At 69.4% G+C, this 25,646-nt stretch carries 24 protein-coding genes and 1 other RNA gene; 9 read left to right on the forward strand and 16 right to left on the reverse strand.

All coding sequences use genetic code 11. The features are described 5' to 3' along the window. Positions 1-9 precede the first annotated feature (9 nt). Positions 10-1,068, forward strand: a complete 1,059-nt coding sequence (locus tag BLS95_RS07050) for a S1C family serine protease (RefSeq protein ID WP_090930071.1) — start codon at positions 10-12, stop codon at positions 1,066-1,068. Between the two features lie 224 nt (positions 1,069-1,292). Here BLS95_RS07050 and BLS95_RS07055 read toward each other — a convergent pair whose 3' ends face one another. Continuing rightward, positions 1,293-2,261: a GlxA family transcriptional regulator gene (locus BLS95_RS07055; protein ID WP_090930072.1), complete on the reverse strand. Its 969-nt coding sequence runs from the start codon at positions 2,259-2,261 to the stop codon at positions 1,293-1,295. 98 nt (positions 2,262-2,359) lie between these two features. On the opposite strand from BLS95_RS07055, the gene BLS95_RS07060 reads away from it, so the two are divergent. Continuing rightward, entirely contained in the window at positions 2,360-2,767 is a 408-nt protein-coding gene (locus BLS95_RS07060; RefSeq protein ID WP_090930073.1) for a hypothetical protein, read from the forward strand. On the opposite strand, the gene BLS95_RS07065 is transcribed toward BLS95_RS07060, so the two are convergent. The 10 genes from BLS95_RS07065 to ftsE all read right to left on the reverse strand — a co-directional run bounded on the left by BLS95_RS07065 (position 2,712) and on the right by ftsE (position 12,784). Then, positions 2,712-3,926 (reverse strand): ARPP-2 domain-containing protein, encoded by a 1,215-nt coding sequence (locus tag BLS95_RS07065; RefSeq protein ID WP_090930074.1) that lies wholly within the window; start codon positions 3,924-3,926, stop codon positions 2,712-2,714. The two genes, BLS95_RS07060 and BLS95_RS07065, sit on opposite strands and share 56 nt — an antisense overlap. Then, complete coding sequence (locus BLS95_RS07070; protein WP_090930075.1) at positions 3,923-5,302, reverse strand: hypothetical protein; 1,380 nt, start codon at positions 5,300-5,302, stop codon at positions 3,923-3,925. Before BLS95_RS07070 ends, BLS95_RS07065 begins: the two co-directional genes overlap by 4 nt. 193 nt (positions 5,303-5,495) lie before the next feature. Continuing rightward, on the reverse strand, positions 5,496-6,338 hold the full coding sequence (locus tag BLS95_RS07075; RefSeq protein WP_090930076.1) for a phosphatidylinositol-specific phospholipase C/glycerophosphodiester phosphodiesterase family protein: 843 nt from the start codon (positions 6,336-6,338) through the stop codon (positions 5,496-5,498). An 81-nt stretch (positions 6,339-6,419) separates the two neighbouring features. Further along, a complete protein-coding gene (locus BLS95_RS07080; protein ID WP_090930077.1) occupies positions 6,420-7,049 on the reverse strand; it encodes a hypothetical protein in 630 nt (209 codons plus the stop codon). Beyond that, complete coding sequence (locus BLS95_RS07085; protein WP_143043613.1) at positions 7,046-7,909, reverse strand: hypothetical protein; 864 nt, start codon at positions 7,907-7,909, stop codon at positions 7,046-7,048. The genes BLS95_RS07080 and BLS95_RS07085 overlap by 4 nt, the downstream gene beginning before the upstream one ends. A gap of 176 nt (positions 7,910-8,085) precedes the next feature. Next, positions 8,086-8,469: a transfer-messenger RNA gene (gene ssrA, locus BLS95_RS07090) on the reverse strand. Between the two features lie 288 nt (positions 8,470-8,757). Next, positions 8,758-10,614, reverse strand: a complete 1,857-nt coding sequence (locus BLS95_RS07095; protein WP_090930079.1) for a penicillin-binding transpeptidase domain-containing protein — start codon at positions 10,612-10,614, stop codon at positions 8,758-8,760. 7 nt (positions 10,615-10,621) lie between these two features. Then, positions 10,622-11,089 (reverse strand): SsrA-binding protein SmpB, encoded by a 468-nt coding sequence (smpB, locus tag BLS95_RS07100; protein WP_090930080.1) that lies wholly within the window; start codon positions 11,087-11,089, stop codon positions 10,622-10,624. A 73-nt stretch (positions 11,090-11,162) separates the two neighbouring features. Further along, on the reverse strand, positions 11,163-12,074 hold the full coding sequence (gene ftsX / locus BLS95_RS07105) for a permease-like cell division protein FtsX (protein ID WP_090930081.1): 912 nt from the start codon (positions 12,072-12,074) through the stop codon (positions 11,163-11,165). A 20-nt stretch (positions 12,075-12,094) separates the two neighbouring features. Further along, positions 12,095-12,784 carry a cell division ATP-binding protein FtsE gene (gene ftsE / locus BLS95_RS07110; RefSeq protein ID WP_090930082.1) on the reverse strand — a complete coding sequence of 230 codons (690 nt, stop codon included), beginning with the start codon at positions 12,782-12,784 and terminating at the stop codon, positions 12,095-12,097. Positions 12,785-12,986: 202 nt separating this feature from the next. On the opposite strand from ftsE, the gene BLS95_RS07115 reads away from it, so the two are divergent. After that, positions 12,987-13,178, forward strand: coding sequence for a hypothetical protein (locus BLS95_RS07115; RefSeq protein ID WP_090930083.1), 192 nt, complete (start codon positions 12,987-12,989; stop codon positions 13,176-13,178). On the opposite strand, the gene prfB is transcribed toward BLS95_RS07115, so the two are convergent. Next, positions 13,164-14,279, reverse strand: a complete 1,116-nt coding sequence (gene prfB / locus BLS95_RS07120) for a peptide chain release factor 2 (protein WP_090930084.1) — start codon at positions 14,277-14,279, stop codon at positions 13,164-13,166. The two genes, BLS95_RS07115 and prfB, sit on opposite strands and share 15 nt — an antisense overlap. 47 nt (positions 14,280-14,326) lie before the next feature. Between prfB and BLS95_RS07125 the strand changes: the two genes are divergently transcribed. The 3 genes from BLS95_RS07125 to BLS95_RS07135 are packed head-to-tail and all read left to right on the forward strand — an operon-like array spanning position 14,327 to position 15,843. Continuing rightward, positions 14,327-15,364, forward strand: a complete 1,038-nt coding sequence (locus tag BLS95_RS07125; protein WP_090930085.1) for a DUF8094 domain-containing protein — start codon at positions 14,327-14,329, stop codon at positions 15,362-15,364. Positions 15,365-15,409: 45 nt separating this feature from the next. After that, complete coding sequence (locus BLS95_RS07130; RefSeq protein WP_090930086.1) at positions 15,410-15,643, forward strand: hypothetical protein; 234 nt, start codon at positions 15,410-15,412, stop codon at positions 15,641-15,643. Then, positions 15,640-15,843 (forward strand): hypothetical protein, encoded by a 204-nt coding sequence (locus BLS95_RS07135; protein WP_176993062.1) that lies wholly within the window; start codon positions 15,640-15,642, stop codon positions 15,841-15,843. The genes BLS95_RS07130 and BLS95_RS07135 overlap by 4 nt, the downstream gene beginning before the upstream one ends. Positions 15,844-15,889: 46 nt before the next feature. Here the strand turns inward: BLS95_RS07135 and BLS95_RS07140 are convergent, their stop codons facing one another. The 4 genes from BLS95_RS07140 to BLS95_RS07155 form a co-directional block, all read right to left on the reverse strand. Beyond that, complete coding sequence (locus BLS95_RS07140; RefSeq protein ID WP_090930087.1) at positions 15,890-20,767, reverse strand: NAD-glutamate dehydrogenase; 4,878 nt, start codon at positions 20,765-20,767, stop codon at positions 15,890-15,892. Between the two features lie 38 nt (positions 20,768-20,805). After that, on the reverse strand, positions 20,806-21,609 hold the full coding sequence (locus tag BLS95_RS07145; protein WP_218135644.1) for a tryptophan 2,3-dioxygenase: 804 nt from the start codon (positions 21,607-21,609) through the stop codon (positions 20,806-20,808). A gap of 83 nt (positions 21,610-21,692) precedes the next feature. Next, positions 21,693-21,893 (reverse strand): anti-sigma factor family protein, encoded by a 201-nt coding sequence (locus BLS95_RS07150; protein ID WP_090930089.1) that lies wholly within the window; start codon positions 21,891-21,893, stop codon positions 21,693-21,695. Next, positions 21,893-22,438, reverse strand: coding sequence for a sigma-70 family RNA polymerase sigma factor (locus BLS95_RS07155; protein WP_090930478.1), 546 nt, complete (start codon positions 22,436-22,438; stop codon positions 21,893-21,895). Before BLS95_RS07155 ends, BLS95_RS07150 begins: the two co-directional genes overlap by 1 nt. A 117-nt stretch (positions 22,439-22,555) precedes the next feature. On the opposite strand from BLS95_RS07155, the gene BLS95_RS07160 reads away from it, so the two are divergent. The 3 genes from BLS95_RS07160 to BLS95_RS07170 all read left to right on the forward strand — a co-directional run bounded on the left by BLS95_RS07160 (position 22,556) and on the right by BLS95_RS07170 (position 25,636). Beyond that, positions 22,556-23,200 carry a DUF4142 domain-containing protein gene (locus BLS95_RS07160; RefSeq protein WP_090930090.1) on the forward strand — a complete coding sequence of 215 codons (645 nt, stop codon included), beginning with the start codon at positions 22,556-22,558 and terminating at the stop codon, positions 23,198-23,200. Next, entirely contained in the window at positions 23,197-24,735 is a 1,539-nt protein-coding gene (locus BLS95_RS07165) for a DUF1996 domain-containing protein (RefSeq protein ID WP_245764896.1), read from the forward strand. The genes BLS95_RS07160 and BLS95_RS07165 overlap by 4 nt, the downstream gene beginning before the upstream one ends. Positions 24,736-24,802: 67 nt before the next feature. Then, positions 24,803-25,636: a hypothetical protein gene (locus BLS95_RS07170; protein ID WP_090930091.1), complete on the forward strand. Its 834-nt coding sequence runs from the start codon at positions 24,803-24,805 to the stop codon at positions 25,634-25,636. Positions 25,637-25,646 lie beyond the last annotated feature (10 nt).

Here is a 25,646-nt window from a genome sequence, read left to right on the forward strand (position 1 = left end):
TCGTCTCCCATGAGGGAGATCGTCGCAGGCATCGCCGCCGCCGTACTGGTTCTCGGCTGCGGTGCTCCCACGGCCACCCGGACGCCGTCCCCCACCACCACGGCGTCCGTCACGCCCACCCCCACGCCGTCCCCCACCGCGCACCCGCTGGAGGCGGCCTACGAGCAGGTCATCAAGGACGTCCTGCCGTCCATCGTGCAGATCACCACCAAGGTCGGGCTCGGCTCCGGCATCGTGTACGACACCGCGGGGCACATCGTCACCAACGCCCACGTGGTGGGTGAGGCCAACGAGCTGAACGTCACCACCGCGGGCGGCACCGCGCTCAAGGCCAGGCTGGTCAAGTCGTTCGGCGCCGGTGACCTGGCGGTCATCAAGGTGGACAAGCCGAACGGACTGCGGCCCGCGAGGTTCGGCGACTCGTCGAAGCTGCGGGTCGGCCAGATCGTCCTGGCCATGGGCAACCCCCTGGGCCTGTCGGGCAGCGTGACGAACGGCATCGTCTCGGCCCTCGGCCGTACGGTCAGCGAGCCGCAGAACCCCGGCTCGCCCGGCGCCACGATCGCGGGCGCGATCCAGACCTCGGCCGCGATCAACCCGGGCAACAGCGGCGGCGCGCTGGTGGACCTGTCAGGTCAGGTCATCGGCATCCCGACGCTCGCCGCCATCGACCCCGACCTCGGCGGCAGCGCCGCACCGGGCATCGGGTTCGCGATCCCGAGCAACACCGTCACGGACATCGCCTCGCAGATCGTCAAGCAGGGCAAGGTCACCAACAGCCACCGGGCCGCGCTGGGCATCCGGGCCAGTACGGTGATCGGCGAGAACGGCGATCCCGGCGGCGTGGGCGTGGTCAGCGCGGAGCCCGGCGGCGGCGCGGCCAAGGCGGGGATCCGGCCCGGGGACGTGATCGTCTCGATCAACGGCAAGGACACGCTGACCATGGCACAGCTCTCGGAGGTCCTCACCACCCTCAAGCCCGGCGACCGGGCCCGGGTCGGAGTGGTCCACCCGAGCGGGAAGACGGCGACCGTCACCGTCACGCTGGGCCAGCTACCGGGCGACTGACCCCCCGCCACACGCCGGGCCGGCTCCCTGGCCGGCCCAGGGTGGATGGTCTTGAGAGCGACCAGCGTCCCCGTGGGAGCCGCCGCCAGATGCACCTCGTCCATGCCGCCCTGGCCCAGCAGGCGCCGCAGCACGTATCCGCCAATGACCCGGTCGCCGTCCATCGCTGACAGAGTAGCCAGAAAGCGCCGCATGACCGGCGATGGACAAGAAATCTTCCCGAATCACCCTCCTGCTGACGTCTGCGTCAGCCGGTAGTGCGACGGCGGGATCCCGTACCGGTCGATGAAGGCCTGCCGTAACGTCTCCGCCGACCCGAATCCGCACCGCGCCGCCACCGCCGCCATCGGCAGCGAGGTGGAGGCCAGCAGGTGCGCGGCGGCCTCGGTGCGGGCCTGCCTGACGTAGCGGCCCGGGGCCAGCCCCAGGTGCTTGAGGAACAGCCGGGTCAGGTGGCGCTCGCTCACGCCCGCCTCGGCCGCCAGCATCGGCGTGGTCAGGTCGTCGCGCAGGTGCCCGCCGATGTAGTCGACGACCTTTCTGACCAGGCCGTCGGCGGGCGCGGGAGCTTCGACGAACATGCTCATCTGCGCCTGGTTGCCGGGCCGCTGCAGGTAGGTGACGAGGTCCCTGGCCGTGCTGCGGGCCACCTCGGCGCCGTTGTCCTCCTCGACGAAGGCCAGCGTGAGGTCGAGCGCGGCGGTGACCCCCGCGGAGGTGGCGACGTTCCCGTCCCTGATGAAGATCGGGTCGGCGTCGACCAGGACCTCGGGGTGGCGCTCAGCCAGCGTGCGCGCCACCTGCCAGTGGGTAGTGGCGCGCCTGCCGTCCAGCAGCCCGGCGGCGGCCAGGACGTAGGCTCCCGTGCAGACGGAGGCGACCCGGCGGCTCTCCCGGGCCAGCCTGCGCACGTGGCCGACGATCAGCGCGTTGGCGGCGGCGTCCTCGTGGCCGATGCCGCCGGAGACCAGGAGGGTGTCGAGGGGTCCGGTGACCCGCTCCAGGACCAGCTGCGGCTGGAGGGTCAGGGCGGTGCCGGTGTTGATGGTGTGACCGCCGGGCGTGGCCAGACGGGGCTCGTAATACGGTTGGGCGCCGTACCAGTTGGCGGTCTCCAGCGCGGACACCACGCAGGCGATGTCGAGCAGTGCGGCGGCTTCGTAGCCCACGACGACGAACCGGCGTTTCTCCATGGCCCCGACCCTAGGTCCGTAGGACGAAGGTCCCAAATTTCCGGACCTTCCGGGTCGCTCTCCTTGGCGGGCGGCCTCCGCCCCGACACATTCGGTGCATGACCACGACACGCACGCGCACCGGCCGCCGCTGGGGCAAGTTCGCTCTCCACTACGTTGAGATGATCGTCGCGATGTTCGCCGGGATGTTCGCGCTCGGCATGTTGCAGGACGCCGTCGGGCTCGGTGTCTCCCATGACCGGCAACCGGAGCTCGCCTATCTGGTGATGGCGTTCAACATGTCCGTCGGCATGGCCGTCTGGATGCGGATCCGCGGGCACCGCTGGGCGCCGACGCTGGAGATGTGCGCCGTGATGTTCGCCCCGGTGGTGCCGCTGTTCCCGTTGCTGTGGCTGGGGGTCATCGACGCCGGCGGGCTGATGATGGTCTCGCACGTGGCGATGTTCCCGCTCATGCTGGTGGCGATGGTGCGCCGGCTGGACGAGTACGCCGGCTGCGCCCACTGAGCCGCTCGGCCCGCGCCTTGCGGTAACCGTCCAGGACGTCCTGCCGTAGCAGGTGCCCGAATCCGGCCCGCTCCAGCCGCAGCCCGAGCGCGGCCGGGCCGGTCCCCAGGGCGGCGGCGGTGGCCGGCAGGCTCCAGTCGTGCTCGGCCAGCGTGCTCAGCAGGTGCCCGCGGCGGCTCTGCGCCTCCGACAGCCGGAACGTCTTCAGGTAGGCCAGCTGCCCCTCCTCATCGATGATCGTCTCGCCGATGTGGTTCTCGCTCTTCCGCTCGAACGCGGGCAGGAAACGGCTCAGGGTGAACCGGCCCAGCCGCTCGATCTCCTCCACCTTGTCGGGGGCGCGGATCAGCCCGCCGGCCATGACGGAGTCGTGGAACCGCGCCCACTCCCGCTCCTGGCGCAGGGCCTCGGCCCGCAGGTCCGCCAGCGAGGAGACCGCGTCCTCGTCGATCGTCGCGCGGAAGTCCCTGGCCGGGTAGAACAGCGCGTAGTCGTAGACCAGCTCGCCGTACAGGTCCAGGACGAGCGTGGGATGCAGCGCGCGATAGTCCTCCGGGTGCGGCACGACGAAGGCGGCTGCCAGCGTGTCACCGGTGTACAGCAGCAGCCCGCACTGCTCCGGGTGGATCTCGAAGACCTTGAGCGCGTCCTCCAGCCCGCGAATCTCCATGCCGAGGTAGGCGTCCTCGGCCCGGGGCGACAGGCCGTGCGCGACCGCCTGCCGCGACCACTCCTCCCACACGATCACCGGGCCGCCGAAGTGCAGCGCCAGGAAGCCCTCGACGGCCAGGTGCAGCGGCAGGAACCTGAGCCGGCTCTTGTCCCCGTGCCGGGCCATCCTGCGCCGGGTCCAGACGGGCATGTGCCGCCGGGGCCGCCCGAGCTGGGTGCCGTACGCCGCCACGGGGGTGCCGTCGTCGCTCCAGGTGGCGACGAAGGCGTGCGGCACGTAGGTGGTGCAGCCGGTCGCGTCCGACAGGACCGTGGTGGCCGGGTCGTCGTCGTACAGGCCGGCGTGCAGCCGCAGGTCCTCGATGGGCTCGCGGCGTACGAGCGGCACCAGCCGCATCGCGCCCCAGGTCTGCGCGGGCCGCGTGTCGAGCCCGGAGAGGTCGAGCCGGACGGGACCGGAGTGCCCGAGTCCGGTGGGGCCGTTCATCGCGCCGCCCGGTCGGCCAGGTAGGCCCGCAGCTCCGCGAGCCCCGTCCGCCCCTCCGCGAACCTGGCCAGCTCCACCAGCGCCGGCAGGTCCTCGGCGTCGCGGATCCCGGCCGTGGGCACCATGGGCGACAACCGCCGCACGTCGAACGTGTCGGCGTCGTAGACCGGGTTCATGTGCACGATGCCCACCTCACCTCCGGGGTCGAGTTTGCGCCGCCAGACGCGCAGCACCTCGGCCGCCAGCCCGGGCGGCGCGTTGTCCCAGCCGTCGGAGACGATGACGAGCATGCCGGGCCTCGTGTCCAGCGCGTCCAGGATCCGCTGACCGAGCGGCGTGTGCCCGGAGGCCCGCGCCTGGAGCGGATCGGTCCTGCGCGACACCCACAGGCCGCGGTAGGCGCCGGCCAGCGCCTCCAGCAGGTAGTTGCAGGCCAGCGCGACCGCCAGCGGGCGCCGCCGCTTCACCGGCGAGCCGAACGAGGAGAAGCTGTCGTCCAGCACCGCCGCCACGCTCCCCCAGGTGCCCGCCCGCGCCCCCGCCGCCCTGGCCGCCGACGCCCGCAGCGCGCCCACCAGCTCGGCGCGGCGCCGCGTGCGCACGTCCGCGGCCAGCGACAGGACGTAGGAGGCCAGCCTGACCAGCGGCATCGCGGCCAGGTCGGCCCCGGTCGCCACCCCCGCCGCGCCGGCGGACTCCGCCAGCCGCAGCCGCTCCAGGCCGGTCAGCCGGGGCGCGACGCGTTCGAGGAAGATCGGCCTGCTGATCCCGTGGCGGGCCGCGAAGCCTTCGGCGACGGTGTACGGCAGGTCGTACAGGGCGCTCTTGTCGTAGTGCGCGCGCCGCCACGCCTCCAGGACGGGCGTGTCGTAGCGGGTACGGCTGAACGGCGCGAACAGGAAGTCGCCCAGCTCGCCCGTCAGCGTCAGGTGCGCGTGCCGCACCGCCGACTTGACCGCCGAGCGGTATTTCACCGCGTCGAAGGCCAGGTCAGGGCGGCCGGCGAGCCAGTCGCGGATGATGGCCCTGGTGCGCCGGTTGTTCACGCCCGCCCGGCGCAGCTCCCGGAACAGCCGGTAGACCCTGGGCGGGCTCATCCTGGCCAGCCGCCACGCGATCAGCCGCCCGTCACCCGTGCCCGGCTGCTTGAGCAGGTTGGCGATGATGAGGGCGGCGTTGTGGTCGTTGATGTCGAGTGCCAGGGTGGCGGCGTACAGGTCGGGGTAGTTGCCCTGGATGTAGCGGTGCAGGAAGTCGAGCGAGAGCCGCTGCTCACCGGCCGAGCCGTGAAACTCGCGCTGGCCGGTCGAGGTGATCGCCGCGTTGGCGAAGAGCAGCACGTCCTCGCATTCGATCAGGTCTGCGTAGGTGTCCATGCGGCTCCCGGGGTCCGGGACTGGCCGGGGAATGGAAGCACGAGCAGCGAAGCATCGCTGTAGAGGCGGGTTCCGGAAGTCGTACCGAAGTCCCGCGGCCAGTCTGATCTCGGACCCTACTCGGCGTCACGGACATACGCGACCAATATTCGGACCGGCCTGGTCAGGGGCCGGCCCGCTCGAATCGCTCCGGTCAGGCCGCGGCCCGCTCGGTGTCGTACCGCCTCAGGAACTCCCGCAGCCCGTCCAGGTCGTCGGTGTTGATGTGGTCCACGTCCGCCGCCACGAGCTCCCGCCAGATCGCGTCCCTGGCCGGCCCGGCCACGTCGGGGGTGGCCCAGAACCGCACCCGCTGCCCGTCGCGGTGCGCGGTCGCCACGATCTCGCGCAGCTTGGCCCGCTCGGCGGCCGGCATGTCGCCGGTGCCGTTCCAGGTGAAGTGGTTGGTCCAGTTGTCGCTGATCAGCGGGATCAGCGACGCGCCGCCCTGCCCCAGGTCGCTCATCCGCCCGTCGTAGAAGGCGTAGCGCCGCTCCTGCGCCGCCATGAGGTCGCGCGGCCGGTCACCGCTGACGACCACGGTCACCGCGCCGTCCTTGACCCTGCCCTTGGCGTAGGTGGTGAGCATCTTCCGGTACGCCTTGAGCACCCGGTCGAGCTCGGTGTACGTGGCGGCGCCGTTGTTCTTGATGTCCACCAGGAGCTGGAGCGGCCGGCGGTCACGCGGGTAGACGTGCCCGTGCCCCTGCTTGACCCGCCGCGCCAGCGGGTCGAGGTAGAGCGACTGGAGGGTGCGGCCCGGCTGCAGGTCCTCGGGGTCGTGGCCGACCCGCAGCTCGCCCTCCACCAGGTAGATGTCGGCCTCGACGCTGGTGAAACCGCGGTCGAGGGCGTCCAGGAGCGGGCGCTCGTGCTCGTAGTCGTTGTGGGCGTGGGCACGGGGCAGCGGTTCGGCACGGTCGGCGGCCAGCGCGGGAGCGGCCGTCAGCAGCAGGGCTCCGGCCGCGGCCAGGATTCCCAGGGCTCGACGCAACATCGCAACTCCTTAGTCAGGGATGCGGGTCACGTTATTTGCGCGAGATGTGACAGGAGTGAAGTTCAGCCCAACTGTCGGAGATCAAGCCTTGGTCCTCTCGGCCCGGCGGCGCGGCGATCCGTCCGCCGACCGGGCCCTGATCTCGCCGAGCGTGGCGTGGCTGTCCCGGATCACGGAGATCAGCACGTACGCGACCAGTAGCAGCCCGAGGCACAGGGCGTCGGCCGCCCACCACGGGATCTCGGCGAGCAGCAGGTAGCCGTCGCTGTCGCTCAACCACCTGATCACCACTGTGACCACCGCCACCACCAGCGTGACCAGCAGCCAGCTCCCCAAACGCGGCAGGCTCCCCTGCTTCCACAACCGGATCCGCCAGCCCATGAACACCGCCAGCACGCCGAGCAGCGCACAGAACCCGATCAGCCACCACGGCAGGGCGAAGGCGGTCTGGTCGGCGATCTGCTCCCGCGTGTCGCGCAGCTCCGTCTCGGCCTCGCGCTGGGCCCGCACGGCGGCGTCCAGCTCCCGCTCAAGTTGCGCCACGCTCTTCTCCTGGCGCGGGGGCGGCGCGGCGTTCTCCGTCGGCAGCATCCGCGCCACGACGGTCAGCATGATGGCGACGAAGGCCAGCGCCAGCACGATGGACATGAACAGGTCGATGAAGCGCAGGTCGACCGGCGGCGCGATCGACCGGACAGGCCGTCGCCTCACTGCTCCCTCACCAGCGTGTAGCGCTGCGGCCGGCTCTCGACCGCGCTCAGCCGCTCCACCGCGGTACGCAGCGCGTCCAGGCCCTTGACCAGCTCCTCCGTCCTGCCTCTGGACTGGGCCAGCTCCTGGGTGAGCCCGTGCATGGCGGGCGCGGCCTGCTTCGCGGGCAGGCGCGCGATGTAGATCAGGAAGACCTCGTCCGCGGCCACCACGCCGGCCCGCTCAGCCCGTTCCACCAGAGCCATCGCCCCGAACGCCAGCACGCTCAGGAACAGCGCGATCAGGGTGACGCCGAACGCGGAGGCCAGCTCGGGCAGCACGTGCTGCTTGAGCGCGCTGATCAGCACGCTGGGGTCCCCCTGGCTGTCCAGGGCGTCGGAGAACGAGCTGACCATCGCGGCCATGGTCAGCGCGGTGCCGATGAACCCGAACACCGGCAGCGCCCAGATGAGCGCGTGGTCGATATGGTGCTTGTTGGCCAGCTCGCTCTCGTCCAGCGCCGAGCGCGCGCTCAGCACCGCCTCGCAGTCGTTGCCCGCCTCGGCCGCCTCCCTGAACAGCACGAGCCGCCGCGCCACCAGCGTGTCCTCGTTCGGCTTCACCGCCTGGACGTTCGTCACGGCCCGGGCCGTCGCGGCGCTCTCCCGCCGGATGTCCGGCACGGCCCTGGCGATCCTCAGAACGGTGGTCACGAACACCGCGATGATCAGTGTGACCACGAGCTGGGCCGCCGCCGGAGCCGTCGTCGAGCCCACGGACTGCAGCAGCGCCGCCACCGCCCCGGCCGCCATGAGCAGACCCGCCACCACGAGGCCCACCAGGGGTGCGAACCCCGAATGCCGCCAATCGTACCTTGACACCCTGTAACCCCATTACGCCACGCGAATTGTCAAAGCAATACCTAACCACATGTAAAGCACTCATCGCGCGCAGTCAGCACGATCGGCCGCGGACACCCACCCGCCGGCACCGGCGAAACCGCTCCTGAACAGCGAAAAGGCCCGGTCCCCATAAAGGGAACCGAGCCTTTTCGGACTGGTGGAGGTGCCGGGAATCGAACCCGGGTCCTTCAACCCCAAGTCAGGGCTTCTCCGGGCGCAGCCTGCTGTGCTTTTCTCGGCCCCGGCGATCACGCAGGCGAGTCGCCGACGGGCCCAGCCACTGTTTGGTTTCCCGCTCTCCCCCGTGGCCGGGTCGAGCGGTTGAGCCTTCTAGCGATGCCAGACACCGGGCCGAAGGCACTCCCGGGCTGACAGTGGTTTCGCTGCTTAGGCAGCGAGGGCCAGGGAGTCCCTGGCCGCCACAGTGCTCTTGGAATTGGCACTTGTAGTTTGCGGTCACAGGATTAACGAGGTTATGTCCGCAGTCCTCGGCCCGCTTCACCTGGCTTGCAAAGTCGAAGTCGAAGCCAGTCACCCCCTGTGCAGTTGTCAACACACCCCCGTGGAGGTGAGCAACATGAATGTACATGGGTCAACGCCCTCAACGCCAACTTAATTCCGGATGCCGAACCCCCGAAGGCGTGGCACAGCAGCTCGCGCCTCCGGGGGCCGACCGGCAGGGTCGAGCCGGTCCGGACGGCAGGACTTCCCCCGAGATGAAGTCCTGATCTCATCACGGCGACTGGGACCGCAACCCCCCGAGCGGGCCCAGTCACTCAATAAGACGCAGCCGCGCCACGCAAGGGTTGCTCGCCGTCACGACAATTTCACGGGGAGTTGGGCAGGCCCGCGAAGAAGCTGCCCGCGACCGCCCCGGCGTTGTGGTTTTTCGCCAGCACCGCGATCGCCACGTCGCCCTGCCAGCCCACGAACCACGTCATCTGGTCGCCCGCCGTCGCCGTCACGCCGTAGACCCTGCCCCGGCCCGCCTGGGCGGGCGTGCCGACCGCGCCGGCCCGCATCATCGTCGTCAGCGTCTTGCGGACGGCGGCGTCGACGGGCACCGGATCCGGCTGGACGATCGGCTCGACCTCGGCCGCCGGGTCGGGCGCCTTGGGGTCGGTCACCAGCACGGGGGGCCGCCAGGTGCCCGAGCCCACCGCCGCGGCCACCAGCGCCATGCCCAGCGGGCTCACCTCGACGTTCTGGCCCGCGATGGCCTTGGCCTTGTCGGCGTCGCTGGACAGCTGCGGCAGCGAGCCGCTGAACGACTTGAGCGGCAACCGCCACGGCTGGCCCACCCCGAACGCCTTGGCGCTGTTGGCCAGCTCGTCCGCCGTCACCCGGCGGGCCAGCGAGGCCAGCGCCGTGACGCACCCCTTGGCGAAGTTCTCCTGGAACGTGCCCGACGGCGTCACCGCGGTGGCCTGCTCGGGGTGCACGAACCTGGCGCCGCCCACCGTGCGCTCCGGCGGGCAGGACAGCCGCTGCTTGGGGCTCACCTCGGCCTTGAGCAACGCGTCCGCGGCCACGATCGAGAACGCCGTCCCCGCCGGGAACCTGCCGGAGAGCGCGTCCGTCTCCTGGTTCATGCCCTTGGTCGCGACCGCGAGGACCTCACCGGTGTCGCGCTGCACCGCCACCAGCGAGCTCGTCACCGTGTCGGCCACCGCCCGCTCGGCCGCCTGCTGGACGCCGCGGTCGATCGTGGTCTTGACCGCGGCGTTCTGCCGCCCCCGCCACTCCTCGAGCTGGGCGACCTGCTTGCCGGTCTTGAGATCCAGGGTGATCACCTTGGTCTGCGTGGAGCCGGTCAGGTAGTCCTGGTAGGCCGCCTGCAGGCCGCTCCTGCCGACCGAGTCGCCGGCCCGCTGCGGCCCGCCGAGCTTCTGCTCGGTCTCCGGCGTGAGCGCGCTGACGGTGCCGATGATCTGCTTGGGCGGGTCGGGGTCGACGGGCTGCTCCTGCCGCTCGACCCTGATCCCGGGGATGGCCTCCAGCTTGGACTGCATCGACTGGTAGCGCGCCCGACCGAAGGTGACGAGCTGCACGAACTTCTCCGGCGGTGACGACCTGATCCGGCTGAGCAGCCGGTCCTGGGCATATCCGGTGATGTCGGACAGCCGGGCCACGACGTCCTCGGCCTGGTCGCCCAGCTGAGCCGGATAGACGCCGGCGACGTAGAGGTAGGTGTCGCTCTGCAGCGGATCGCCGGCCCGGTCGACCACCGGCCGGCGCGGCTGCGGGTCGGTGTCGACCGCGAACCGCTGCCCCTCCTTGAGCTGGGGATGCAGCACCGAGGGCGACCAGCGCACCTTCCATCTGCCGTCCACCAGGTGCAGCGGCAGCACGCCGTCGTATCCCCAGAGCGGGTTGTTCTCGCCCAGGTCGACCTCGGCGCGGAAGTCCGCCTGAGAGTCCTCGCCGTTGATGGTGATGCGCTGGATCTTGAAACGGAACGAGGCCGCGTCGAGCTCCAGCTTGGCGTCGGACAACGCCTGGCGCACGATGGCCCGGTCACCGTCGGTGCGGCCCGCGGCCAGGTCGTAGTCCTCGGACTGCCAGCCCACGAGGAAGTCGCGCACCGCGTCATGCGGGGACGGCTCCTCGAAGCAGCCGGTCAGCGTGCTGCACGCGAGCGCCAGGGTGACGGTCGCGGCGAGATTGCGGCGGGCTCGTCTCATGCCGCTCTCATCGGTTGCGGTGACGCAGGGCCCGGGCCATCTCGCGCTTGGCCTGCTGCTCCGCCAGCGACTGCCGCTTGTCCCAGTCTTTCTTGCCGCGCGCCAGGGCGATCTCGACCTTGGCGCGGCCGTCCTTGAAGTAGAGCGACAGCGGCACGATCGTGAGACCGCCCTCCTTGGTCTTGGCCGCGAGCTTGTCGATCTCCTTGCGGTGCAGCAGCAGCTTGCGCTTGCGGCGAGCCGCGTGATTGGTCCACGTCCCCTGGGCGTATTCGGGGATGTGCACGTTGAGCAGCCACGCTTCGTCGCCGTCGATGCTGGCGTAACCGTCGACGAGCGAGGCGCGGCCCTCGCGGAGCGACTTCACCTCCGTGCCCTGCAGCACGAGACCCGCCTCGAAGGTGTCCTCGACGTGGTAGTCGTGCCGGGCCCGCTTGTTCTGGGCGATGACCTTCCGCCCGGTCTCACGTGGCATGGTTCGACTTTACCGGCGACCGGAACCGGAGAGAGCGAGCCGGCGACCGACGGCGGCGATCTTCAGCACCCCGCTAGACCCTGAGGTACCGGCGGAGCGTCACGAACGACGCCAGCACACAGATGATCACACCGATGGCCATGGTGATCGTGATCGTCGAGGCCACCGCGTCCCAGCCCAGCTGAGCCGTGGACTGCGCGACGAAGAACCCTGTCAGCTCGTCGAACAGCAGGACCTTGGTCACGATCAGGATGACCGCCGCGAACACGCCGCCGATGAGGCCGGCGATGACGCCCTCCATGACGAACGGCAACTGGATGTACAGGTTGGACGCGCCCACCAGTCGCATGATGCCGGTCTCCCGGCGCCGGTTGAACGCCGACAGCCGCACCGTGTTGCCGATCAGCAGTGCCGCCGCCAGCACCAGCACGATCGCGAGCGCGAGGGCGGAGAAGGACAGCTTGTCGAGCATGTTGAAGAACGGGGCGATCAGCTCCTGCTGGTCGACCACCTGCGCGACACCTGGCTGGCCCTCCATCGCCTGGATGACGGACTGGTAGTTGTCCGGATCGGCGATCTTGATCCGGAACGACTGCGGCATGTCCTCGACCTTGGTGGCGTCCACGAGCGCCTTGTTGGACGCGAACGACTCCGCGAAGTTCTTGTACGCGGTCGTCTGGTCCTCGAAGAGCACATCCTTGACGCCCTGGGTGCCCCTGATGTGGGCATCGAGGGCCTTGAGCTGCGTGGGGGTGATCGCCTTGCCGTTGCACGCCTCGATGGCGGTGCCCCGGTTACAGACGAAGACCGAGACCTCGACCTCGTCGTCCCAGTAGCCCTTCATCATGCCGACCTGGGCGTTGATCATCAAGCCGACGCCCAGCATCGCCATGCCTACCGCCACGGTGATGACCACCGCGATCGTCATGGTCAGGTTGCGACGGAGGCCGATCCAGACCTCGGAGAAGATGAAATTCGCCCGCATGTTCTGTCTACAGCTCCCTGTCAGTACGCCTGGCCGTAAACGCCACGCGACTGGTCACGGACGATCTTGCCGTCCTCCAGCTCCACGACACGCTTGCGCATGGAGTCGACGATGGCCGCGTCGTGAGTGGCCATGACGACCGTGGTGCCAGTCCTGTTGATGCGGTCGAGCACCTTCATGATGCCGATGCTCGTCGCGGGGTCGATGTTGCCCGTGGGCTCGTCGGCCAGCAAGATCATCGGCCGGTTGACGAACGCGCGGGCCATGGCGACGCGCTGCTGCTCGCCGCCGGACAGCTCGTCGGGCATCCGGTGGGCCTTGCCTTCCAGGCCGACCAGCTCGATGACCTCGGGCACCACCTTGCGGATGAACCGCCGGGGCTTGCCGATGACCTCGAGGGCGAACGCCACGTTCTCGTAGACGTTCTTGTTCGGGAGCAGCCTGAAGTCCTGGAACACGCAGCCGATGCGGCGGCGCAGGTGAGGCACCTTGAAGTTGGAGAGGCGGGCCAGGTCCTTCCCGGCGACGTGGATCGCACCGGAGTTGGGCCGCTCTTCCTTCAGGATCAGGCGCAGGAACGTGGACTTGCCTGATCCCGAGGGACCGACGAGGAACACGAACTCGCCCTTGTCCACGTCAACGGAGACGTGGTCCAGGGCGGCACGGTTCTGGTTCGCGTAGACCTTGGTGACATTATCGAAATGGATCACGAGAGCATCACGGCATGCCAGTCTAGGGGTCAGGACGGAAGCGAGGGTGGCACATACCCACTTCCCGCCACCGACCGATCGGCGGCGTCTTCTTTACCAATGATCGACGTTCCGATTGGCCAGACGACAGTCTAGAGGGAAGACTGGCATGGAACGTCCATAACGGAAACAAAACGATTGTGCGGCTAGACTTGGGGCTGACATGAGTTGCGAACACCTCGTATGCGCGCACTGCGCCCACCCCGTGATCGAGGGCCGCTGCGCAATATGCCGCGCCAACCGCGAGCGGATGCACAACCACGGCTTCGCCGGGTTGTCACCCGCCCTGATCGCCCTGCTACTGATCGTCCTGCTCTTCGTTACCCTGCTGGTCGAGCGGCTAAGCGGGGTCTGAGTCCTGCCGCCGCATCCAGCGGATCTCCGACTCGATGAACTCGTCGAGGTCGCCGTCGAGCACGGCGGTCGGGTTGCCGGCCTCCGTGCCCGTACGCAGGTCCTTGACGATCTGGTAGGGGTGCAGGACGTAGTTGCGGATCTGCGTGCCCCACGACGTGGTGGTGGCGCCGCGCAGCTCCGACATCTTCTCCGCCTCCTCCTGCCGCTTGACCTCCAGCAGCTTGGCCTGCAGGACGTTCATCGCCGAGGCCCGGTTTTGCAGCTGGGAGCGCTCGTTCTGGCAGGAGACCACGATGCCGGTCGGAAGGTGCGTGATGCGCACCGCCGAGTCGGTGGTGTTGACGCCCTGGCCGCCGGGACCCGACGAGCGGTAGACGTCCACGCGCAGGTCGTCCTCGTTGATGTCGATGTGGTCGGTCTGCTCCACGACCGGCACGATGTCCACGCCGGCGAACGAGGTCTGGCGGCGGCCCTGGTTGTCGAACGGGCTGATGCGGACCAGCCGGTGGGTGCCGTGCTCGCCGCGTAGCGTGCCGTAGGCGTAGGGCGCCTTGATCGTGAACGTGGCCGACTTGATGCCGGCCTCCTCGGCGTAGGAGGTGTCGTAGACCTCGGTCGGGTAGCCCTTGCGCTCGGCCCACCGCAGATACATGCGCAGCAGCATCTCGGCCCAGTCGGCGGCGTCGACGCCGCCCGCCTGGGAGTTGATCGTGACCAGCGCCTCCCGGGCGTCGTATTCGCCCGAGAGCAGGGTGCGCACCTCCATGGCGCCGATGTCGGACTTGAGCGTCTCAAGCTCCTTGTCGGCCTCGGCGCGCGTGTCGTCGTCGCTCTCCTCGGCCGCGAGCTCATAGAGGACCCTCAGGTCGTCGAGGCGGCGCGCGACGCCCTCCACGCGGTTGAGCTCGCCCTGCAGATGCGAGAGCTTGCTGGTGACCTTCTGGGCCTGCTCCGGGTCGTCCCAGAGGTCGGGCGCGGCGACCTGCTGCTCCAGCCCCTCGATCTGCTTGCGCATAGCGTCGAGGTCGAGCACGTCCTGGATGCTGCGGAGCGTGCCCGCTAGCTCGTTGATCTCTTCTGCCGGATCGATGCCTGCCACGTCTCCCAAGGGTACGCGACCCTCGCCCACCCGAATAACATGGCGAGGTGCGTGCATACGGTCGGCGGAAAGCGCTGGCGCTCGCCGTCGGCGTACTGGCCGCGGTGACCGCCTGCTCCGGCGATGGCCGGCCCGCCGCCACGAAGTCGGCGATGGCGACCTCCCCGACCCCCTCGCCCACTCTGACGTCGCCGGCCGTCACCCGGTCCGAGGCGGCCCAGGTGTTCGACGAGATCACCCTCACCGACGACGCCCTGCGGGCGCGCAGCGGCGACGCGGCGGTGCGGACCGCCCTGGAGGGGCGCCTGCGGTTGGCCAAGGACCAGCTGATAGGCGGGCAGGCGCAGCTCACCGAGGCCGCCTACCTGTCGACCGGCTACGCGCCGCACCGCTACCGGTGGGGGGCGCCGACGCTGTTCGTGCCGAGGTTCCCCCAGGAGGAGAAGGCGCCCTGGTTCAGCGCGCTGGCGCCGCGCGACGGGCACCCGACGCTGCTGACGTTCGCCAAGTCCGACCGCTGGCGGCTCAGCTCCGCCGCCGAGCTCCAGCCCGGCCAGGAGCTGCCGCAGATCGAGCTGGACGCCGAGGGCTACGCCACGCCGGTGGCATCCGATGACAAAACCATTACGATCAGCCCGCAGTTCATGGGGCCGGTGCACGCCAGCGTGGCCGAGACGGGGTCCGCGGGGGTCACGGGGGGCCTGCTCGCCGCCGGGCCCAACACGACGGAGGTGGCCGAGCAGATCGCCGCGTTCCGGGAGAAGGCCAAGGCCGACGGGTTCAGCTATGACTCGATCTTCAGCGCCGACAACTTCCCCGTCTACGCGCTGCGCACCGCGAACGGCGGGGCGCTGATCCAGTATTCGCTGTCCAGGTCCACCACCACGACCACCAAGACGGCCGAGGACGACTTCATCCCGGTGCCCGACGAGGCCCGGTGGGCGATCAGCGACCGGGTGGTGCGGCGCTCGCTCAAACTGACCGAGACCCACCAGTTCGCCACCGCCGTCCCCCCGCTCACCGCCCCCGCGGCCGCCGTCGTGATCGCCCATGACGGCGCCCTGACGCGGGCCTCCGGCACGTAGCAACCCAGGTTGCCTGTTTCTGGATTAGTCAACTAGGGTTGCTTCATGTCGGCTGACGAGATTCCCGTTCCACAGGAGCCCGCCGACGCGCTGGCGGCCGTGGCGGCGTTGCGGCTCCTGGCCGACCGGCTGGAGGACGCCGCCGTCGAGCAGGCCATGCGCGCGGGCTGGAGCTGGCCCCAGGTCGCCGAGGCGCTCGGGGTCACCCGCCAGGCGGTGCACAAAAAGCACGCCAAGCGGCTCATCGCCGCCGGCGTCACGCTGAGGAGGCGGACGTGAGCGAGATCGACCACTATCTCAACGCCGTCCTCGAACAGGGCGGTGCCGAGGCCGCCGCGGACGGGGCGGCCTCCGTCGAGGCCCACCACCTGCTGCTGGCGATCTCGGCCCACGAGGGCAACACCGCTCACGAATCGGCACCGTGCCCCGCGCCCTCGCCCTGGCCGGCGTCGACAGGTCCGCTCTGGTCGAGCGCCTGACGACGGCCACGAGCTGGTAGCGCGGGGCTCCCGCGTCCCGCGCCTGTCACGCCTCCGTGTGCGGGAGGTTGCTGGTGGCCACCAGCGTACGGATGGCGCGCAGGGCGACCGAGAGGGTGGCCAGGTCGAAGTGGTCGCTCTCCCAGATCTCCGACAGCGTCTGCCGGGCCCGGGAGACGGCCGCCGAGTTCTGCTCCGACCACCGGGCCAGCCGCTCCTCCGGCGACAGGCCGGGCTTGCTGTGGGCCAGCACGTCCTGGGTCAGCGAGGCGTGCGCCGCGTAGAGGTCGTCGCGCAGGGCCGAGCGGGCCATCGAGTTCCAGCGGTTGTCCCGCGGCAGGGCGATGATCCGCTCCCGGAGCCGGGCGAGCTGCAGGCGGTCGGCGAGGTCGAAGTAGACCTCCGCCACCTCGTGCACCGGGCGCCCCGTCAGGGACGCGATCTCCACCAGGTCCAGCGTCGAGTAGGCGGGCACCATCCCGGCCACCCGCTCGGCCAGCTCCTGCGAGACCCCCCTGGCCAGGAACGAGTCGCGGCGCTCCTCGTAAGCGGTCAGGTCGGGCCCGGTCAGCAGCTTCGGGATGTGGGCGAGGAGCCCGTTGACGCCCTTGACGAAGAAGCCGACCGAACCGGCCAGGTCCAGCGGCGGGCGGCGGTTGACCAGGAGCCAGCGGGCGCCGCGCTCGGCGAGCTTACGGCCCTCCAGCAGCATGGCGATCTGGGTGGCGGTGTCGACCTTGTTGTCCAGGGACTCCACGGCCCGGTGGAAGCTGGCCAGGTCGAAGACCTCGCGCGCCACCAGGTAGGCCCGCACGACGTCGGGCGTCGAGGCGCCCGTCTCCTCCCCGAAGCGGTGCAGGAACGTGGTGCCCGCGGAGTTGACCAGCTCGTTCACCACGCACGTGGTGATGATCTCCCGCCGCAGCGGGTGGGCGTCCATGTACGGCCGGAACCGCTCCCGCAACGCCGACGGGAAGTACGACACCAGCCACGACGCCAGATACGGATCGTCCGGCAGATCGGACTTGAGCAGCTCGGCGTCGGCCACCAGCTTGGTGTAGGCCAGCAGGACCGAGAACTCCGGAGCGGACAGCCCCAGCTTGGCCTGGCGGCGTTCGGCCAGGATCTTGTCCGACGGCAGGAACTCCAGCTCCCGGTTGACCAGCCCGTCCCGTTCCAGCCGCCGCAGGTAGCGGGCGTGGATGTGGAGCATCTCCACGGCCTGGGTACGGGCGGCGGCCAGCACGACGTTCTGGGCGTAGTTGTCGCGCAGCACCAGCTTGGCCACCTCGTCGGTCATCGAGGTGAAGACCTGGTTGCGCTGCTTGTCGGTCAGCTCGCCGTCGCGGACCACCTGGTCCAGCAGGATCTTGATGTTCACCTCGTGGTCGGAGGTGTCCACGCCGGCCGAGTTGTCGATGAAGTCGGTGTTGACCAGGCCGCCGTTGAGCGCGAACTCGATCCGGGCGAGCTGCGTGAACCCCAGGTTGCCGCCCTCGCCGATGACCTTGCAGCGCAGCTCGTCGGCGTTGACCCGCAGCCCGTCGTTCGCCTTGTCGCCGACGTCGATGTTGGACTCGCTCGCGGCCTTAACGTAGGTGCCGATGCCGCCGTTCCACAGCAGGTCCACCGGGGCCCGCAGGATCATGCTGATCAGGTCGTTCGGGGCCATCGACACGATCCTGGCCGGGATGCCGAGCGCCTCGCGCATCTGGGGCGTGATCTGGATCGACTTGGCGGTGCGCGGGAATACGCCGCCGCCGGGGGAGATCAGCTTGGTGTCGTAGTCGGCCCAGGAGCTGCGCGGCAGCTCGAACAGCCGCTGCCGCTCGGCGAACGAGCGTTCGGCGTCGGGCGTGGGGTCGATGAAGATGTGCCGGTGGTCGAACGCGGCGACCAGCCGGATGTGCCGCGACAGCAGCATGCCGTTGCCGAACACGTCGCCGGACATGTCGCCGATGCCGGCCACCGTGAAGTCGGTGGTCTGCACGTCCACGCCCATGGTGCGGAAGTGGTATTTGACCGACTCCCAGGCCCCACGGGCGGTGATGCCCATGGCCTTGTGGTCGTAGCCGATCGAGCCGCCGGAGGCGAAGGCGTCGCCCAGCCAGAAGCCGTAGTCCTTGGCCACGCCGTTGGCGATGTCGGAGAAGGTCGCGGTGCCCTTGTCGGCGGCGACCACGAGGTAGGTGTCGTCGCCGTCGTGCCTGACCACGTCGGGCGGCGGCACGACCTTGCCGTCCACGAGGTTGTCGGTGAGGTCGAGCAGCCCGGAGATGAACGTCCGGTAGCACGCCACGCCCTCGGCCATCAGGTCCTCCCGCGTTCCGGACGCAGGCGGACGTTTCACGACAAATCCACCCTTAGACCCAGTAGGCACGATGACGGTGTTTTTCACCATCTGCGCCTTCACCAGGCCCAAAATCTCCGTACGGAAATCCTCCATCCGGTCAGACCACCGCAAACCACCTCGGGCAACCTTCCCGAAGCGCAGGTGCACGCCCTCCACCCTCGGCGAGTACACGAAGATCTCGTACTTCGGCCGCGGCAGCGGCAGCACGCTGATCGCCTCAGGGTCGAACTTGAGAGATATGTACGGCTTCCGCGCCCCGTCCTCGTCCCTCTGGAAATAGTTCGTACGCAACGTCGCCTGGATCATCTCCAGGTAGGCCCGCAGGATCCGGTCCTCGTCCAGCGAGGCCACCTCGTCCAGCGCTCCCAGGATCTCCTCATTGAGCGCCTCCACGAGATCGACCCGCACCTCTTCGGAGCGCCGCGGGTCCAGCCGCGCCTCGAACAGCCGGACCAGCAGCCGCGCCAGGCGTACGTTGCCCAGCAGCACCCGCTCCATGTAGAGCTGCGAGAACGTGCTCGCGGACTGGCGCAGGTATTTGGCGTAGACCCGCAGGATCTCGACCTGCTCCCAGGTCAGCCCGGCCCGCAGGATGAGGGCGTTGAAGTTGTCGGCCTGCACCCGGCCGTTCCACAACGCGTTGAGCCCGTCCTGGAACAGCTGTTTGAAGTCGTCCCTGTCCACGTCGCCGAACGGCGTGTAGCGCAGCCCGAAGTCGTAGATCCAGGCGTTCTTGGTGCTCGGGTCGTTGTCCCGGTCGACCTCGTAAGGCCGCTCGTCCACGACCTCGACCCCGAGCCGCTGGATCAGCGGCAGCGCGTGGGACAGCGAGATCGGCGAGCCGATCTTGTAGACCTTGAGCCGCCGCTCCCCGTCGGCCGCGTCGTAAGGCTCGTACAGGTTGATGCCCACCTGGTCGTCGTCACCGTTGGCGACGAGCTCCTCCAGCCGCCGCAGGTCCACCACGGCCACCTTGGGCGGGAAGTCCGCCTTGTAGCCCTCGGGAAAGGCCGAGGCGTACCGCCTGGTCAGCGCGGGCGCCTCCTCCTCCGAGGTCATCTCCGTCAGCGCGGTGGCCAGGTCGTCCTCCCAGGAGCGGGTGATCGCGGCCAGCCGCGCCTCCAGCTCCTCCACGTCCACGCTCGGCGGCGGAAGCTGCTTGCCCCGCTCGCCCCGCACCACCAGGTGCAGCCGGGCCAGCACCGACTCGCCGATCATCGCGCTGTAGTCGTAGGACGTGCCGCCCAGGGCCTTCAGCAGCACCTCCTGCATCTTCAGCCGCACCTTGGTGGTGTAGCGGTCGCGCGGCAGGTAGATCAGGCAGGAGATGTAGCGGCCGTAGTCGTCGCGCCGCAGGAACAGCTTGACCTGCTTGCGCTCGCGCAGGCGCAGCACGCCCATCGCGATCGGCAGGAGCTGGTCCACCGAGGTCTGGAACAGCTCGTCGCGCGGGAACGTCTCCAGGATCTCGATCAGGTCCTTGCCATCGTGGCTGTCGGGGGCCAGCCCGGCCCGCTCCAGCACGTCGGCCAGCTTGCGCCGGAGCACCGGGATCCGGGAGATCGACTCGTTGTAGGCCACGTGGGTGAACAGGCCCAGAAAACGCCGCTCGCCGATCACCTCGCCCTCGGCCGAGAACGTCTTGACCCCGATGTAGTCGAGGTAGTTGCCCCGGTGCACGGTGGCCCTGGAGTTGGCCTTGGTGATGATCAGGAGCTGCTTTTCCCGCGCCTTGGCACGCACCTCGGGGGGCAGGGCGGAGAAGCTGTCGGAGCCGACCTTGTCATCGCGCAGGATGCCCAGCGCCGCCCCCGGCAGGGCGCGCAGGGTCTCGCCCTCGTCGGTGTGCTCCAGCCGGTATTCGCGGTAGCCGAGGAAGGTGAAGTGCCCGTCGGCGAGCCAGCGCAGCAGGTCGAGGCTGTCCTCGACCTCCGCGGGCTCCAGCGGCGGCGGGTTCACGCTCAGGTCCTCGGCCGTCTGCACGGCCAGCGCCCGCATCTTCCTGAAGTCCTCGACGGCGTGGCGCACGTCGGTGAGCACCCGCTGCAGGTCGGCCTCGATCACCCTGAGCCGCTCCGGGTCGGCCTGCCGGTCGATCTCCAGGTGCATCCAGGACTCGACCAGCATCTGACCGGTGACGTCCTCCTGGCCGCGGCCGAGCATCCGGCCGGTCATGTCGCGGCGTACCCGCATCTGCGGGTGGACGACGAGGTGGATGCCGAGGCCGTGGCGGTCGAGCTCCATCGTCACCGAGTCGACCAGGAAGGGCATGTCGTCGGTGACCACCTCGACCACGGAGTGGCCGGGGTCCCAGCCGTTCTCGTCCAGCGAGGGGGTGTAGGCCCGGACGACGGCCCGGCCCTGGGGGCGGACCTCGGCAAGCTTCCGCTGTGACATCGCGGGGCCGTACACGTCAACGGGGTTGCGGTCGAGCAGGTCCTCCGGCGCCACGTGCCGGTAGTAGAACCGCAGGAAGGTCAGGGCCTCCTCGGTGCTCACATGTTCGCTGCCCGCAGCGCAACGCTCGGCGGCTCTTTGGAGCAGCTCATCCTTGGCCTCGTCGAGCGGCATTTCGCTCTCACTCCTTTGTGAGGGTTTGCCATGGCTGTTCATAGCCAGGCCCTTAGTTCCCACAGCAGCGGGAAGTAGTGCAGGCGCGTTCTCTCGCGCAGGTACGGGGCACCGGTCGAGCCGCCCGTGCCCGATTTGATGCCGATCTGGCGTTCGACCATCTGGACATGGCGCATCCGCCACAGCGCGGCGGTCTCGTCATGCGTCAGCAGGTCCTCGGCCAGTTGCCAGAGATCGTCGTAGGACCCGCGGTCCCTGGCCACGACCAGCAGCGTGCCCATGATCTCCGCGTCGGAGACCGGCAGGCCGCGCTGGGAAAGGGCGGCGAGGTAGGCGTCCCACAGGGTGGGCTCCGCCAGCCTGCGGCGCAGCCGGGCGAGCTCGGCGTCGGCGGCGTGCCGGAAAGTGCCGAGGTAGTGCTCGTCCTTGAGCCCCGACAGGAACTCCAGCTCCCTGAACTGCACCGACTGGAACCCGCTGGCGGGCGCCAGCTGCGAGCGGAACTCCAGGAAGTCCTGAGGCGTCATCGTCTCCAAGACCTCCACCTGCCCGATCAGCACCCTCTCCACCGCGTGCACCCGCCGGAACAGCTGCCGGGCACGCCAGAGCTCGCCCGCGAACATGGCCTCACGGGCGTTCTCCAGCTCGTGGAGCAGCAGCTTGAACCAGAGCTCGTAGACCTGGTGGATGGTGATGAAGAGCAGCTCGTCGGGGGCGTCCGACTGCGGTTGTTGCTGTGCGAGCAGCTCGGGCAGGCGGAGGTAGCCGCCGTAGGACAGCCGGCCGCCTTCCTCGCCGAACCGCCGATGCGGGGGAACGGGCGCATCACCATCGATGCCCACCGAACACCTCCCCCAACAGCCCGGCCCTGGTTCACCGGGCGTATGCCTCGCCGTACCGATACCACCCGAAAAGGGCATAGACGTCAACGTGACATCGACATCGGGGGGTCCTCGCCCGACGTGGCCGCGGGGGTGTTCTTGAGCTCGTCGAGCTGATCGGGCAGCTCGGCAAGCTCAATCAGCTCCGCCTGACATTGCTCGCACGTGTCGAGGTGGCGTTCGAACGCCTCGTGCTCCTCTTCGTCGAGGACACCGAGGACATAGGCGGCCACCCCGTCATGCATCAGCCGGCTACCCCCTTGTCCCGCAACTGTTCGCGGAGAGCCCGGATGCCGTAGTAGAGCCGGGACTTCACCGTGCCCGGCGGTATCCCCAGAATCTCCGCCGCCTCACTTATCGTACGGTCTCGAAGGTAGGTCTGCTCAATGACTTCGCGGTGTTCTTCGGACAGGCTGCGGAGCGCGTCGGCGACGACGATCGCCGAAAGAGCCCGCTCCGACCCGTCGGGCACCGCCATCATGTCGACTTCGGGCGGCTCGACCTCGTGAGGCCGGACGCTCTTCCGCCGACGTCCATCGATAACGATGCGGCGGGCCACCGTCAGTAGCCACGCCCATATAAGGCTTGGTTCCCATTGCAGTCTTGCCGAGTTACGCCAGGCTCGGACGAGCGTCTCCTGCACTACGTCCTCAGCCCATTGAAGGTCGTTACCTGTGGACTTGCGTACGTGGCGCAGCAGAGGGCCGCCGAACTCCTGGTAGAGCACCGCAATGCGGGCCTCCGCCTCGGCATCCGCACTCTCGAACCTGCCGTCGAGGTGACCTAGCACGGGGCACATCTTTACACCTTTGTTATCAGTCCGGTAGCCACTCCGATAACTCCAGTCATTTGTAACTATCTCCGGCCATGAGTGAACCCGAGGCGGAACCCCCGCGTACCTCCGACCATGCACAGGCTTTTGCGTGGCGAGGTGCTGATGCTCGGCGGGTTCGTCGCCGCGGCCGCGGTGACGATCGCGCTGGTCATGCCGCCGGCCATCGATCCCGCCGCCGCTCAATGGACGCAGACGTCGTCGGGCCCCCTTACGGCCGCCGATCGCGACCTGCTGGTCAAGGTACGGCAGGCCGGCCTCTGGGAGATGCCGGTCGGCGACTACGCGCAGACCCGCGCCGAGTCCCAGCGCGTCAAGGAAGTCGGCAAGCTGATCATGCAGGACCACCAGAAACTGGACCTGATGACCCGCCAGGTCGCCAAGCGGCTCGGCGTGGACCTGCCCGACGAGCCCAACGCCGACCAGCAGCGCTGGATGGCCCAGCTCGCCGCGGAGAGCGGCCCCGCCTTCGACAAGGACTTCGCGAACCTGTTGCGTGCCGCGCACGGCAAGGTCTTCACGGTCGTGGCGGCCGTACGGGCCGGGACGCGTAACTCCGAGGTCAGGAAGTTCGCCCAGGAGGGCGTGAACTTCGTCATGCGCCACATGACCCTGCTGGAGTCCACCGGGCTGGTCGACCACAACCAGCTGCCCGAACCCCCGACGCCCTCACCCGCTCCACCCGTCGCCATGGCGGTCGAAACGAGGAGACACACATGAGGAGATCCAGACGCATGGCCGCGGCCATGTCCGCTTTGGCCATGGCGGCTGGCGGGCTGGTGTCCGCGGCCGTCATCGGCGTCGGCCCCGTGAGCGCCGACATTTGCGACCCGGCGCAGGCCGGCGCCTCGCCGACGGGCCAGCAGCAGAACAACCAGCAGCGGAACAACCGGCGCAACAACGGCCAGCAGGACGACCAGCAGGGTCAGGATCAGAACCAGGAGGACCAGGGCCAGGACCAGCAGGCCCCGGAGCAGCAGGTTCCAGAACAGGAGAACGCGGGCCAGGACGGCACCGGCCAGAACGGCGCCGACCAAGGTGTCGCCGACCAGGGTGTCGCCGACCAGGGCGGTACTGACCAGGACGGCGCCGACCAGCAGGCGCCCCAGGGTGGCGGTGTCGCCGTGCGCGACCCGGCCCAGTCCCCCGAGGACGGGCAGGCAGACGAGGCAGGACAGGCAGACGAGAGCGCCTCGACGTTCTCCCGCCGCGGCCGGCCGACCAGGAGCGCCACCCCGAGCCCCAGCCAGACGCAGACGCAGGCCCCGGACGACGACCCCACAGCCGACCCCAGCGCCAACCCCAGCGCCAACCCGTCGCCGAGCGCGTCGCCGACGGGATCGCCCTCACCCTCGCCCTCCCCCACCGCGTCCGGCAACCCGGAATGTGCCGACATCGGCCCGTCCGCCGCGGACTTCGTCGACATCCGCCGGGTGGGCTCGCGTCAGCTCGACGCCCGGGCAGGCAGGAACGGCTCACGCGGCACCTTCGTCGCCCAGTGCGGGACGAACCGCAACGGCCACCACAACCCCGACAACTTCATCGTCGCCCCCGGCGTCAGCAACGGCGCCCACCACCTGCACGACTACGTGGGCAACCTGTCCACGGACGCGTTCTCCACCGACGAGAGCCTGGCCGCCGCCGACACCACGTGCCGGCAGGGCGACAAGTCCACGTACTTCTGGCCGGTGCTCCGCAACCGCAAGGTGGACGCCAACGCCAACGACCCGGACAACAACATCGGCCAGATCCTCGTCCCGCGCGCGGTGACGCTCCAGTTCCGCGGCAACGCCACCTCCAGGGTGGTCGCGATGCCGAGGTTCATCCGGATCATCACCGGTGACGCCAAGGCCGGCACGAACGGCGGCGCCAACGCCCGGGCCGGGTGGAGCTGCACGGGATTCCAAAATCGCATAAGTCCCGACAAATACACGCTTTGCCCGCGCGGCAGCCAGGTCCTCCGTATTCTGGACTTCCCGAGCTGCTGGGACGGCCAGAACACCGACAGCGCCAATCACCGCACACACGTGGTCTTCCCCGACCAAAGTGGTGCCTGTCCTCAGGGCACCAGGGCGATTCCGCAGTTGCGCATGACCCTCGCGTACACCGTGCCGCAGGGTCCTTCGTACGCCGTGGACGCCTTCCCTGAGCAGAAGCACAATCCGATCACGGACCATGGCGACTTCGCCAACGTGATGCCGGATCGGTTGATGCGGACCGTCGTCGATTGCATCAACCGAGGTCGCCGTTGCTGATCTGACGTGCCCTCACGGGCGCCCAGCCTTCCGAGTCGCACCCTCACCCGACCTTGGAGGGAAATAGATGCTCCACAGACGACACCCCCGGCACGCCCCCACCAAGCTGGACACCAGGAACGTCCGGCTGGGGGCGAGCGCCTCGATCGCCGCGGTCGTGCTGTCAGCCTTCGCGCTGACCCGCACGGAACGCGGGATCGCGATGCTCGGCCGAGGGGTCAGCTTCCTCGAGTTCTACGCCGGCGTGTTCAGCCTGGTACTGCTGACCGCGACAGTCGCGCTCGGCCTGCTCACGACCGAACGCGTCTTCCTGTCACCGGCCAACCGCGTCAGGGCGCAGCTCGCGCACCGGGCGACCGCGCTGATCGGGCTGGCCTTCCTGGTCACGCACATCACGCTCATGATCAGCCTCGGGCATGTGCCGCTCGGCGCGGCGGTCGTGCCCGTGGCCGGGATCTATGTGGGTCTCGGCGCGCTGGCCTTCGACCTGATGGTCGTGGCCGTGGCCACCGGAATGTTGAGGGGGCACTTCGCGGTACGGACCAGGCCGTGGATGTGGCGGATCATGCACTCCGCCGCGTACCTGGCCTGGCCCGTCGCGATCATGCACGGATTGACCGCCGGCCGTCCCGCGGCCGGCTGGGTGGCCTGGTCCTACGTGGCCTGCATGGCGGCGGTCGGCTCCGCGCTGGTCGTGCGCGTGCTGGCCACGTTGCGCCGGCCGCCGCTGCTGCCCGTACAGGTCGAAGGGTCCGTGGTGGCCTCGCCCGCCGCGGCCGGCGTACCCGTGGAAAGGCCGCAGAAGGCGGCCCCGGCGGCGGCTGTGGCCGCGGCCGCTCTGAAGGTCAACGCGCCGGTGAGTCTCGCGGACGCCCGGCGCAGGTTCAGGGAGGCCGGATGACCGCCTCCGG

Origin of the sequence: Nonomuraea jiangxiensis (genome assembly GCF_900099965.1) — a bacterium.
In the GTDB taxonomy this organism is placed as follows: Bacteria; Actinomycetota; Actinomycetes; order Streptosporangiales; family Streptosporangiaceae; genus Nonomuraea; species Nonomuraea jiangxiensis.

What these genes read in the sequence shown, in the direction of transcription:
- BLS95_RS07050 (WP_090930071.1), top strand. Translation starts at nt 10, where the DNA reads ATGAGGGAGATCGTCGCAGGCATCGCCGCCGCCGTACTGGTTCTCGGC.
- BLS95_RS07055 (WP_090930072.1), bottom strand. Translation starts at nt 2,261, where the DNA reads ATGGAGAAACGCCGGTTCGTCGTCGTGGGCTACGAAGCCGCCGCACTG.
- BLS95_RS07060 (WP_090930073.1), top strand. Translation starts at nt 2,360, where the DNA reads ATGACCACGACACGCACGCGCACCGGCCGCCGCTGGGGCAAGTTCGCT.
- BLS95_RS07065 (WP_090930074.1), bottom strand. Translation starts at nt 3,926, where the DNA reads ATGAACGGCCCCACCGGACTCGGGCACTCCGGTCCCGTCCGGCTCGAC.
- BLS95_RS07070 (WP_090930075.1), bottom strand. Translation starts at nt 5,302, where the DNA reads ATGGACACCTACGCAGACCTGATCGAATGCGAGGACGTGCTGCTCTTC.
- BLS95_RS07075 (WP_090930076.1), bottom strand. Translation starts at nt 6,338, where the DNA reads ATGTTGCGTCGAGCCCTGGGAATCCTGGCCGCGGCCGGAGCCCTGCTG.
- BLS95_RS07095 (WP_090930079.1), bottom strand. Translation starts at nt 10,614, where the DNA reads ATGAGACGAGCCCGCCGCAATCTCGCCGCGACCGTCACCCTGGCGCTC.
- smpB (WP_090930080.1), bottom strand. Translation starts at nt 11,089, where the DNA reads ATGCCACGTGAGACCGGGCGGAAGGTCATCGCCCAGAACAAGCGGGCC.
- ftsX (WP_090930081.1), bottom strand. Translation starts at nt 12,074, where the DNA reads ATGCGGGCGAATTTCATCTTCTCCGAGGTCTGGATCGGCCTCCGTCGC.
- BLS95_RS07115 (WP_090930083.1), top strand. Translation starts at nt 12,987, where the DNA reads ATGAGTTGCGAACACCTCGTATGCGCGCACTGCGCCCACCCCGTGATC.
- BLS95_RS07130 (WP_090930086.1), top strand. Translation starts at nt 15,410, where the DNA reads ATGTCGGCTGACGAGATTCCCGTTCCACAGGAGCCCGCCGACGCGCTG.
- BLS95_RS07140 (WP_090930087.1), bottom strand. Translation starts at nt 20,767, where the DNA reads ATGCCGCTCGACGAGGCCAAGGATGAGCTGCTCCAAAGAGCCGCCGAG.
- BLS95_RS07150 (WP_090930089.1), bottom strand. Translation starts at nt 21,893, where the DNA reads ATGCATGACGGGGTGGCCGCCTATGTCCTCGGTGTCCTCGACGAAGAG.
- BLS95_RS07160 (WP_090930090.1), top strand. Translation starts at nt 22,556, where the DNA reads ATGCACAGGCTTTTGCGTGGCGAGGTGCTGATGCTCGGCGGGTTCGTC.
- BLS95_RS07165 (WP_245764896.1), top strand. Translation starts at nt 23,197, where the DNA reads ATGAGGAGATCCAGACGCATGGCCGCGGCCATGTCCGCTTTGGCCATG.
- BLS95_RS07170 (WP_090930091.1), top strand. Translation starts at nt 24,803, where the DNA reads ATGCTCCACAGACGACACCCCCGGCACGCCCCCACCAAGCTGGACACC.